The following is an 11,263-nucleotide window of genomic DNA, read 5'->3' as shown; positions in this document are numbered from 1 at the left end:
CCCCCCCCCCCCCCCCCCCCCCCCCCCCCCCACCCCCCCCCCCCCCCCCCCCCCCACCCCCCCCGGCCCCCCCCCCCCCCCCCGCGCGCCCGGGGCGCGGGCCCCGGAGGGCGCGGACGACAGGGATACTGTCGCCGCCTTCAGGCCGCCAGACTCGGCTCCTCAACCACGCGGTCAGCCTCGGATATTCGCCATGCCTCAGGCAGAACGCCGGACCGCAGCAGGTCGCGGTACGCATCCTGAGTATCGGCCAGCCCCGCATCGTCCAGGCGATGGGTGCCGTAGATGATGAACGGTTCCTCGTAGCTCATCCCCGTGAGCTCGGCTGTCGCGCCGAAGGGGCGCAGCAGTTCAGGCACGGGGAAGCGGTTGAAGCCGTCGGGGCGATACGAGTCGCGCGGTCCGCCGACGGTGGTAGCGACCCTGAACGACTTCCCGCGCAGGGCCACGCCCTTGGAGCCGTACGCAAAGCCGTACTCAAAGACCTCGTCGAGCCATTGCTTGAGCAAGGGGGTGGCGGAGTACCAGTAGAAAGGAAACTGAAGCACGATGCGGTCGTGTTGGAGGAGGAGGCGCTGCTCCTCGGGCACGTCGATGCGGCCGTCGGGATATGCGGCGTATAGGTCATGGACCGTGACCCCGTCGACACCCTTGACGGCATCGGCGAGAGCGGCATTGATACGCGAGTCAGCCAACTGCGGGTGAGCGAGAACGACCAGGGTGCGGGGCTCGGCTGCCACGGAGATCTCCCTTCGGCAGGGTGCTTGCCACCCCTGCACACGATGAAGCCAGAAGAACGGGCCACCAGAACAGACAGGTCTGTCTGGTTCGCCTTCAAGGTAACAGACAGACCTGTCTGACTGTCAAGAAGGATCAGCACCTCAATGGCCTTTTCACTCTTTTGAGTTCGAGGTGGGATGTGCGTGAACACCGCAGCCAGCCCGGGCATACAGACCCCAGCGCCGCCCACCGCCATCAACACCGCAGTCCGCGAGAAAACCATCGACCACTCCCCTCACCCACACCTTCACCACCTCATGCCAATGGCCGACGACCAGCGCCCCTCCTCGCGCGCTGGCAAGGAAGGGGCGCCGACCGCCGGCCGTTGGTCAGTGCGGACTGGTTCAGGCGGCCACCGGAGTCCGCGGGGCCGTACCGGACTCGGCGTCCGTCGCCCCGGCGGGCCGCAGTGCCAGTTCAAGCACCTGCCGTACGTCCGCGACGGGGTGCACGTCGAGCCGTTCGAGCACCTCGGCGGGCACGTCGTCCAGGTCGGGCTCATTCCGCTTGGGAATGATCACGGTCGTGATGCCCGCCCGGTGGGCGGCCAGCAGCTTCTGCTTGACGCCTCCGATGGGCAACACCCTTCCCGTCAGCGACACTTCGCCCGTCATCGCGACGTCGGGGCGCACCTGCCGTCCCGACAGCAGTGACGCCAGCGCCGTGGTCATGGTGATGCCTGCGCTCGGCCCGTCCTTGGGGACCGCGCCGGCCGGCACGTGCAGGTGGACACCGCGTTCCTTGAGGTCAGCGACCGGCAGTTCGAGCTCCGCGCCGTGCGAGCGCAGGAAGGACAGTGCGATCTGTGCAGATTCCTTCATCACGTCCCCGAGCTGGCCCGTCAGCGTCAGCCCCGCGCCACCCGTCTCGGGATCAGCCAACGACGCCTCTACGTACAGGACGTCGCCTCCGGCCCCCGTGACGGCGAGTCCGGTAACCACGCCGGGAACGGCCGTACGCCGCTCGGCGGGGTCCTGGGCAGCCTCCGGCGTGTGGTGCGGGCGGCCGATCAGCGGGCGCAGCTCGTCCGAACCGATGGTGAACGGAAGGTCCCGTTCACCCAGCTCGTGCTGAGCGGCGACCTTGCGCAGCAACCTGGCCACGGACCGCTCCAGGTTCCGCACGCCGGCCTCACGGGTGTACTCGCCCGCCAGCTTGCGCAGCGCCTCGTCCTCGACCACGACCTCGTGCGGCTCGATTCCGGCACGCTCCAACTGCCGCGGCAGCAGGTGGTCGCGGGCGATGGTGACCTTCTCATCCTCCGTGTAGCCGTCGAGGCGCACCAGGTCCATGCGGTCGAGCAGCGCCTCCGGGATGGCTTCGAGCACGTTGGCGGTGGCCAGGAAGACGACGTCGGACAGGTCGAGTTCAACCTCCAGGTAGTGATCCCGGAACGTGTGGTTCTGCGCCGGGTCGAGCACCTCAAGGAGGGCAGCGGCCGGGTCTCCTCGGAAGTCGGAACCCACCTTGTCGATCTCGTCGAGCAGCACCACCGGGTTCATTGACCCGGCCTCCTTGATCGCCCGGACGATGCGCCCCGGCAGCGCGCCGACGTAGGTGCGCCGGTGGCCGCGGATCTCCGCCTCGTCCCGGACGCCGCCCAGGGCGACGCGTACGAACTCGCGCCCCATCGCACGGGCCACCGACTCGCCGAGCGAGGTCTTGCCGACGCCGGGGGGACCGACGAGCGCCAGCACGGCGCCTCCTCGGCGACCGCCGACCAGGCCCAGACCGCGGTCGGCGCGCCGTTTGCGCACGGCGAGGTACTCGGTGATGCGCTCCTTCACGTCGTGCAGTCCTGCGTGGTCCGCGTCGAGCACCTGTCGGGCGCTCTTGATGTCGTAGGCGTCCTCGGTGCGGTGGTTCCACGGCAGGTCGAGCACCGTGTCCAGCCAGGTTCGGATCCAGCCACCCTCGGGGCTCTGGTCGGAGGACCGCTCCAGCTTGTCGACCTCCTTGAGCGCGGCCTCGCGGACCTTTTCCGGCAGGTCAGCCGCTTCGATGCGGGTGCGGTAGTCGCCGCTCTCGTCGTCGGAGTCGCCGTTCAGCTCGGCGAGTTCCTTGCGTACGGCGTCGAGCTGGCGGCGCAGCAGGAATTCGCGCTGCTGCTTGTCCACGCCGTCTTGTACGTCCTTGGCGATGGATTCGGCTACGTCCTGCTCGGCCAGGTGGTCGCGGAGCCAGCCCATGGCCAGCTTGAGGCGCGCCACCGGGTCGAGTGTCTCCAGAAGTTCCAGCCGCTGGGCGACGGAGAGGAAGGGCAGGTAGCCCGAGTTGTCCGCGAGCTGCGAGACCTCGTCGATCTGCTGGACGCGGTCCACGACCTGCCAGGCGCCCCGCTTCTGTAGCCAGCTCGTGGCCAGCGCCTTGTACTCCTTCATGAGCTCGGCCTGAGAACCGGGGGACAGCACCGCGACATCCGGACCGGCCTCCTCCACCGGCGTGCCCTCGACCCACCGGGCGGCGCCCGGGCCGGTGGTACCCGCGCCGACGCGCACCCGGTGGACGCCACGGATCAGCGCGCCCGGGTCGCCATCGGAGAGCCGCCCGACCTGTTCGACGGTGCCCAGAGTGCCCACCGCCGCATAGGTCCCCTCGATCCTCGGCACCAGCAGCACCTGTGGTTTTGCACCGCTCGCCGCGCCGCTGTCGGACCTGGCGGCGGCCTGCGCGGCCTCCACGGCGGCCCGCACGTCGGCGTCCGTCAGGTCGAGCGGCACGACCATGCCGGGCAGTACGACCTCGTCGTCGAGCGGCAGCACAGGCAGGGTGAGCGGTGTAGACAGCGAAGCCATGATCTCCCCTTCGGCAGGCAAGTTGAGCTACATCGACTCAATGCATGTGAGGCTCCCAATGTTCCCCGAGCCTTGTTCGCTGTGAGCGATCAGTTAATCGGTCTGCGGTATCCAGCGACGCTGGCGCCCGGAATCGCACGGCGACGCCTCCTGCCTGGCCTCCTCCTGTCGAACCCTTCGTCGGGCCGCTTTACTCCGTGTTGGTCTCGCCCTGAGCAGGGGCTTCCTCCTTGGGGCGGTGAAGGGCGCTTGCTGGTCAGAGCGGGGGGGGACGGTATCCCGGTGCGTCCGGTGTCGATGCCGTCACCGCGCTGTGCCATGCCCGGCGGGGGCTACTGGGCGCACCGGGACCGTTCAGGCCGTGGCGTCCGTGCCGCTGACTAGCGCACGGGGCCGTTTCACGGGGCTGGGCGAGGGGCGGTGCTGCATGCGGCCGAGGCGTACGGCAGGCCCGGGGCGTCGTGCGGACTACTGCGCATTCAGTAGTGGGTGGTGCGGATGCAGTAGCTCGCAATGTCCGTAGCCGCATGACGACGGGGCGGGCCCCTCCCGGCGAGCCTTGAGCAGTCATCGCTTGTGGAGAGGGAGACCCTGACGTGGCGACATTTCTGTACCGGCTCGGGCGCGGCGCCTTTCGGCGGCGTGGGCGGGTCCTCCTGATATGGCTGGGGGTGCTGGCCGCGGTCGCGGTGGGCGCCGCACAGGCGTCGGGCCCCTCCGACGAGGAGTTCTCGATGCCGGGAATCGAGGCGCAACAGGCGTTCGACCTGCTGGAAGAGCGCTTCCCGGGGGCAGCGGCGGACGGCGCCACCGCCAGGGTCGTCTTCGTCGCGCCGGACGGGCAGCAGGTGACCACGGGCAAGGCCCGACAAGCCGTCGACGGGGCGGTCGGCATGCTGGGCGATGGCTCGCAGGTGGCCGATGTGACGGACCCGTTCGAGTCGGATGCCGTCAGCAAGGACGGTTCGACGGCGTACGCGACCGTCACCTACCGGGTGCAGTCCTCCGAAGTCACCGACGCCAGCCGGGCGGTGGTAAACGGGGCAACGGATCGGGCCCGGGCGGCGGGCCTGACGGTGGAGACCGGTGGGTCTGCGATGGACAGCGGCGGCGGGCCCGGCGGGGCCGCGGAGATCATCGGGCTCGCTGCCGCGGCGGTCGTCCTGCTGATCACGTTCGGATCGCTGGCCGCGGCGGGGCTGCCCCTGCTGACCGCGCTGGTGGGCGTTGCCGTGAGCCTCTTCGCCATCGTGTTGTTGGCGGGGCCGTTGGGGCTGTCGGCGGACACTCTCACCCTGGGCATGATGTTGGGCCTGGCTGTGGGCATCGACTACGCCCTGTTCGTGGTGTCCCGCTACCGGGAGGAGCGCGAGCGCGGCCGGGCGGCCCAGGAGGCAGCGGCAGTCGCGGTGGGGACCGCCGGGTCGGCGGTCGTGTTCGCCGGGGTCACCGTGGTGATCGCGCTGGCGGGCCTGTCGGTGGTGGGAATACCCACGCTGACGAAGATGGGCCTGGCCGCCGCGGGGGCCGTCACGGTCGCCGTGCTGGTGGCACTGACGGTCGTTCCCGCACTGCTCGGGTTCTGGCCCAACGCAGTACTGGCACGCGGGGCTCGCAAGGGCCGTCAGCGGGGGGCCGGCCTGGCCGCGCCGTCGAACAGTGGTGAGCCAAGTTCTGAAGGGCGCGCCAACCTGGGTACGCGCTGGGCCCGTTTCGTACTGCGCCGCCCCGTGGCGGTCCTGGTGCTCGGCGTGGTCGGGCTGGGTGCACTGGCCGTGCCGACGGCCTCGCTGCAACTTGGCATGCCGGGTGACGAGGCCAAGTCCACCAGCAGCACCGAACGCCGTGCTTACGACGCTCTCGCCGAGGGTTTCGGCCCCGGCTTCAATGGGCCGCTCACCATCGTCGTGGATGCACAGCAGGCGCCGAACCCGCGGGCGGCGGCGCGCATTGTCAGGGACCGGATCGGTGGCACGGACGGGATCGTGTCGGTCTCGCCCGCCAGCTTCAACCGAGCTGGTGACACGGCCGTCTTCCGAGCCACCCCGTCGACCAGTCCCACGGACGAGAAAACCAAGGACCTGGTGGAGTCGATCCGTGACGACCGTCCAGCCGTGGAGGAGCGGGCATCGGCGACGTTCGAGGTCACCGGCACGACCGCGCTGAACATCGACATCGCGGCGAAGGTGCAGTCCGCGCTGGTGCCGTACCTGGTCGTAGTGGGTGGCTTGGCCGTGGTCCTTCTGCTGGTGGTCTTCCGATCCGTTCTGGTGCCGGTCAAGGCGGCTCTGGGCTTCGTCCTCTCCGTACTGGCGGCGCTGGGCGTACTGGTGTTGGTCTTCCAGGAAGGGCACGCTGCGAGCCTGTTCGGAGTGGAGCAGACCGGGCCGATCATGAGCCTGATGCCGATCTTCATGATGGGCATCGTCTTCGGCCTCGCCATGGACTACGAGGTGTTTCTGGTCTCTCGGATGCGGGAGTCGTACGCCCGCGGCGAAGGCGCTGGTCAGGCCGTCGTGTCCGGATTCCGGCACAGCGCCCGGGTGGTGACGGCCGCTGCGCTGATCATGATCGCCGTCTTCTCCGGGTTCATCGGGGAAGAGGGATCGTTGATCAAGATGCTCGGGTTCGGCCTGGCCGCCGCGGTGCTCTTCGACGCCTTCGTAGTTCGTATGGCGATCGTGCCGGCCGTACTGGCCCTGCTCGGGACACGGGCCTGGTGGCTGCCCGACTGGTTGGGCCGCATCCTGCCCCGCGTCGACGTGGAGGGCGAGGCGCTCGGGCAGTCGGACCGACCAGTTCGGAGCTGACTCGACCGGGCCGGTACGGGCACCCAAGTGACCGCCCGCCCACCGGACCGCCCGGGCACGGTGCCTCGGGCGGTCCGCGCTTCCGCCTTCGTCCCCATCGGCGACCATGGACCTCGGCACACCCCCACACGGAGAGCCCGATGACCAGCAACCTCGAACGGCGCGCGGAACGCCATACCCGCCCCACCGACGTGGTGACGGCGGTGGCGTTGTGCGTCTGCACCCTCTTCGGGGCCCAGATAAGTACATCTGAATCCTCCCCTCCACGTGCCTTGTGGCCCGCCTGGATCCTCGTCCTTTCCGGCGCGGCCGTCCTGGCAGCCCGCAGCCATCCGCGTGCCACCCTGGCGGCCCCCGCCACGGCGGCGGCTGTGCTGACTGCCCGCGGATATCTGCCGAGCCCCCTGCTGCTGGCCCCCGTCATGACCGCCTTGTACTGGGTCGCCGCGCTCACCGACTCACGCACCACGAACATCTACGGCTCCGCCACCGTGGCCGTACTGGTGGCCACCTCACTGGCGGCTGCACCGCTCGGCGACGACTTCGTCCTCAGGACCGTGGGCACAATCCTGTGGCTCCTGCTGCCGGTGTCCCTTGGCGGTACGAGCCGCTTCCGACGCGCCTACCTCGAATCCGTCAAGGCACGCGCTGCGCACGCCGAACGCACCCGCGAAGAGGAGGCACGACTCCGCGTCGCCGAGGAGCGCATGCGCATCGCCCGCGAACTCCACGACGCCGTCGCCCACCACATGGCCGTCGCCCACGCCCAGGCCGGGACCGCCGCCCACCTCGCCACCACCCAGCCCGACCAGACCCGCAAGATCCTCGCCGACCTGGTCGGCACCACCACCTCCGCTCTCCTCGAACTTCGCGCCACCGTGGGCGTACTACGCCACACCGCCGACCCAGTCGCCGACCCGCTGGCGCCCACCCCGGGCCTGGACCGCCTACCGGAACTGGTCGCGGCCTGCGCATCGGCCGGCCTCGCCGTCACCGTCACCACCGAGGAAGAGGCCCGACCCCTGTCTCCTGGAGTCGACCTGACCGCCTACCGCATCATCCAAGAAGCCCTGACCAACGCCACCAAACATGCCGCCGACCACACCGCCCGAGTGCGGCTCCGCTACGACACCTCGCGCCTTCTCATCACCATCACCAACGACGGCGCTGCCCACGATGGTGCCCTCCCGCCCATGCCCGGCGGCGGATACGGGCTGATGGGAATGCGCGAGCGTGCCCACTCCGTCGGCGGCGAGCTGCGCGCCGGTCCGCGCCCCGAAGGTGGCTTCGAAGTCACGGCCGCCCTACCCTTCCAACCCCACACCCCGGCGGACGCCCCAGCCGGCCGAGGCCCCGAGGAATCCCGTTGACGATCCGCGTCCTGCTCGCCGACGACCAGGCACTGCTGCGCGGCACCTTTCGGCTCCTGATCGACTCCTGCCATGACATGGAAGTCGTCGGCGAGGCTGCCGACGGCCACCAAGCCGTGGAACTCGCCCGCGCTTGCCGGCCGGACGTCGTCCTCATGGACATTCGCATGCCCGGTGCAGACGGCCTCGCCGCCACCGCCACCATCTGCGCCGAACCTCAACTCGTCGGCACCCGTGTGCTCATCCTGACCATGTTCGAGACGGAGGAGTACGTGGCCCAGGCGCTGCGCGTCGGCGCCAGTGGCTTCCTCGGCAAGTACGTCACCACGGATGCCCTGCTGGGCGGTATCCGCACCGTCGCGGCCGGCGAAGCCCTGCTGTCCCCGGGCGCCACCCAGGCCCTCATCACCCGCTTCCTCACCACCCCCGCCTCCGGACCACCGCTCGCCCCGGTCGAGCGTCTCGCCGACCTCACTCCCCGCGAACAAGAAGTCACCACCCTGGCGGCGCACGGGAAGTCCAATGACCAGATCGCCCAGAAGCTCGTACTGAGCGTGCTGACCGTCCGCACCCACATCCAGCGAGCCATGACCAAACTCGGCGCCCGCGACCGGGCTCAACTCGTCGTCATCGCCTACCAGAGCGGCCTCGTGCGCCCCGAGCCGCCGAGCCTCTGAGGGCACCACGAGGGCGCCACGCACCGTGGTGACCGGACGACTTGTGGTGCAAGATCCCGCGGCGCACTCCCCCGCCATGCGCCATGGAGCCAGTAGCCGCTGTGCTCGTCTTGTCCGACTGCGGCTGCGACCGGGCGCCCCGCTGGAGTACCCGATCAGTCCGACCGCCGCGTCGAGCGACGTCCGGCCCGTCGCTTCGGGGCCCTACGCCTGGGGCATGTGGGCCAGCTCCCACACGTGACCGTCGAGGTCCTGGAAGCTGCCTCCGTACATCGGGCCGTGCTCGGTCGCCGGCTTCCACGGCTTGCCGCCGGCCGCTATGGCGCGGGCGACCATCTCGTCGATCTCCTCCCTGGATTCAGCGGTGAGGCAGGTGAGGACCTCCTTGACGCTCGTGGCGTCGGCGATCTCTCCGTTGATGAAGCTCTTGAAGTGCTCTTCCGTCAGGAGCATCACGAGAACGTTCTCCGCGATGGCCATGGCCGCGGTGCTCTCGCTGGCGAACTCGTCGTTGAACTCGAAGCCCAGCTCGCGGAAGAACTCGGTCGAGCGCTTCACGTCGCGGACCGGCAGGTTGATGAAGACCATGCGCATCGCGGTGACTCCTCAGTTCGTTGGCGCCCCGGGCCAAGCCGGCCAGGGGTCGCGCCCACGCTCCGACATCTCCACGGGCACCGCGGAGGTCGTGGAAGTAACGTAGCAACTCCTGGTCCTAAAAAACAAGTGCCCACTTTCCTTTTAGGACTTAGAGGCGTAGAGTGGCGTCATGACCACGAAGCGCAGCTATCACGACGCATGCGGCATGGCGCACGCACTCGACCTGGTCGGGGAGCGCTGGGCCCTACTGGTGGTACGTGAACTCCTGTTGGGGCCCAAGCGGTACAGCGACCTACGGGCGGATCTGCCCGGCATCAGCAGCAACGTCCTCTCGCACCGCCTGGACGAGCTGGAGGAGGCTGGTGTCGCCCGTCGACGAACGTTGCCGCCGCCGGCCAGCTCGCGGGTGTACGAGCTCACGGAATGGGGGCTCGAACTGGAGCCGATCATTCGCGACCTGGGCCGCTGGGGTGCCCGCTCGCCGTCACAGCCCCGCGACGCCCATCTCAGCCCCGCCTCGTTCGTCCTCTCTCTCCGGACGAACTTCGACCCGGAGACCGCCGGCGGCGTCCAGGCTTCCTACGAGCTGCGCATGGGGCAGCACAGCTTCCACGCCACGGTGGAGAACGGCGCGCTGGAGGTCGACAGGGCTTCCGGCGCGGTGGCCGACGCGACGATAGAGGGGACCCCGGAAGCCCTGGCCTCCGTCATATACGGCGGACGCCATCTGACCGATGCCGCCCAGGCCAGCGATCTGATCGTGGACGGTGACCTGACCGCGGTCGAGCGCTTCCTCACCCTCTTCTCTCTCCCCACCCCAGCCGATCCGCCGGATGCGAGGTAGACCCATGGCACTGCAAGCCACGTTAGACATGCTCCACAGCGGCCCATGGCTGACCGCCCCGGCCCGGCGCACCCTCTCCCACGTGCGCGCAGCGCTGAATCGTGCAGGGACCGCAGCGACCTCGGCCGTCTCGTTCCGTTCCGCAATACGGGCCACGGGGCTGACGGGCAGCCGACGGGTGAGCGCGGGCATCGGCACGCCGGCCGTCGAAGCGGAGCAGCGTGGCGCCGCGGAATCCGTTGGCAAGTCGACCGTGGCCGCTTGGTTCCTGTTGGTCAAGCGAGGCTTCACGCAGGTCAAGGGAAGGGTCCTGCGCACTCTGTCCGGTGCACGTGACTCGATCGGGCGGCGCACTCCACCCCTTCCGCGCACTCCGCCCATGCCACACGTGGCTGAGCCCCAACGGCTCAGGGAGTCAGGTCCAGAGTTGGCCCTTCATCAGCAGGTGGCCGTGGAGCAGGGCGAGTTGGGGGTGGGAGAGTTCGCCCTGGCGGACGGCCAGATAGAAGGTGTTGATCGGCGGCACCTCCGGCCGGAGCAGGGGCACGACGGCGCCGGTCGCCAGTTCCTCGGCACACAGATATGTGGGGAGGATGGAAATGCCCGCCGAGGACTTGACCGCAGCGAGCACGCCGCGCAGGTCAGGGATGACGACCGCGGGGGTCATCACGGGCACGGTGTCGAAGACCGTACGCCAGTAGCGCCGGATGATCGGCAGCGATTCGGCATAGCTGATGAGTGGGATGCTCGCGATGGCCGCCGGGCCTTCGGTGGCGAGGCGTTCGCGGGAAACCCGCTCGGCGAGTTCGGGTGAGGCCAGGAGGACGAACTCCTCGTCCACGAGCGGGGTGGCGCTGATGCCTCGGGCGCGCGGCCTGATCGTGGACAGGACGAGGTCGAGTTCGCCCGTTGCCAGGTCGTCCAGGAGGCCGTCGGCGAGGCCGAAGCGGAAGCGGAGTTGCAGGCCCTCCGCGACGAGGTCGCTGACGGCGGGGACGAGTCGGGTGGTGGCGAGCTCAACGGGGCCACCGACGTAGAGCGGTCGGTCCACCACCTCCTTGCCCAGACAGCGTTCGACGGCGTGCCCCAGGGCGTCCACCGGACCCTGCACCTCGCGCAGCAGGCCGTCGGCGGCCGAGGTCGGTTGCGCACCGTTCGGCAGCCGGTCGAAGAGCGAGCGGCCCATCTCCTGCTCAAGGTTGCGGATCTGGTGGGTGACGGCCGGTTGTGAGATGCCGAGCTTGTGGGCGGCTTTGGTGAAGGAACCGAGGCGGTACACGGTCACGAACGTGCGCAGCCAGGTGAGTTGTACGGACAAGACATCCCCCGTTGTCTTCCGAACGGATCAATCCTTGTTCAGGTCATCATTTTCATGACGCGCCGCATCGAT

Annotated in this window: 8 protein-coding genes; 4 read left to right on the top strand and 4 right to left on the bottom strand. The window is 69.4% G+C overall.

The genetic code is table 11. From position 1 onward, the window contains the following. Window positions 1-140 precede the first annotated feature (140 nt). On the bottom strand, window positions 141-740 hold the full coding sequence (locus AAHZ94_RS02840) for an NAD(P)H-dependent oxidoreductase (RefSeq protein ID WP_349990227.1): 600 nt from the start codon (window positions 738-740) through the stop codon (window positions 141-143). 384 nt (window positions 741-1,124) lie between these two features. Then, window positions 1,125-3,575 carry an endopeptidase La gene (lon, locus tag AAHZ94_RS02835; protein WP_349990226.1) on the bottom strand — a complete coding sequence of 817 codons (2,451 nt, stop codon included), beginning with the start codon at window positions 3,573-3,575 and terminating at the stop codon, window positions 1,125-1,127. Window positions 3,576-4,171: 596 nt separating this feature from the next. On the opposite strand from lon, the gene AAHZ94_RS02830 reads away from it, so the two are divergent. The 3 genes from AAHZ94_RS02830 to AAHZ94_RS02820 all read left to right on the top strand — a co-directional run bounded on the left by AAHZ94_RS02830 (window position 4,172) and on the right by AAHZ94_RS02820 (window position 8,432). Next, window positions 4,172-6,385, top strand: coding sequence for an MMPL family transporter (locus AAHZ94_RS02830; protein WP_349990225.1), 2,214 nt, complete (start codon window positions 4,172-4,174; stop codon window positions 6,383-6,385). Between the two features lie 140 nt (window positions 6,386-6,525). Next, entirely contained in the window at window positions 6,526-7,755 is a 1,230-nt protein-coding gene (locus AAHZ94_RS02825) for a sensor histidine kinase (protein WP_349990224.1), read from the top strand. Beyond that, window positions 7,752-8,432 carry a response regulator gene (locus AAHZ94_RS02820; protein WP_349990223.1) on the top strand — a complete coding sequence of 227 codons (681 nt, stop codon included), beginning with the start codon at window positions 7,752-7,754 and terminating at the stop codon, window positions 8,430-8,432. Before AAHZ94_RS02825 ends, AAHZ94_RS02820 begins: the two co-directional genes overlap by 4 nt. 204 nt (window positions 8,433-8,636) lie before the next feature. Here AAHZ94_RS02820 and AAHZ94_RS02815 read toward each other — a convergent pair whose 3' ends face one another. After that, on the bottom strand, window positions 8,637-9,026 hold the full coding sequence (locus AAHZ94_RS02815) for a VOC family protein (RefSeq protein WP_349990222.1): 390 nt from the start codon (window positions 9,024-9,026) through the stop codon (window positions 8,637-8,639). Window positions 9,027-9,198: 172 nt separating this feature from the next. On the opposite strand from AAHZ94_RS02815, the gene AAHZ94_RS02810 reads away from it, so the two are divergent. Then, window positions 9,199-9,873 (top strand): winged helix-turn-helix transcriptional regulator, encoded by a 675-nt coding sequence (locus AAHZ94_RS02810; protein ID WP_349990221.1) that lies wholly within the window; start codon window positions 9,199-9,201, stop codon window positions 9,871-9,873. 415 nt (window positions 9,874-10,288) lie between these two features. Here the strand turns inward: AAHZ94_RS02810 and AAHZ94_RS02805 are convergent, their stop codons facing one another. Continuing rightward, complete coding sequence (locus AAHZ94_RS02805) at window positions 10,289-11,191, bottom strand: LysR family transcriptional regulator (RefSeq protein ID WP_349990220.1); 903 nt, start codon at window positions 11,189-11,191, stop codon at window positions 10,289-10,291. Window positions 11,192-11,263: the final 72 nt, after the last annotated feature.

This window comes from Streptomyces sp. HSW2009, assembly GCF_040240285.1.
In the GTDB taxonomy this organism is placed as follows: Bacteria; Actinomycetota; Actinomycetes; order Streptomycetales; family Streptomycetaceae; genus Streptomyces.
Note: the sequence above shows the minus strand (reverse complement) of the source record. Positions and strands in the feature narration are given on the sequence as shown.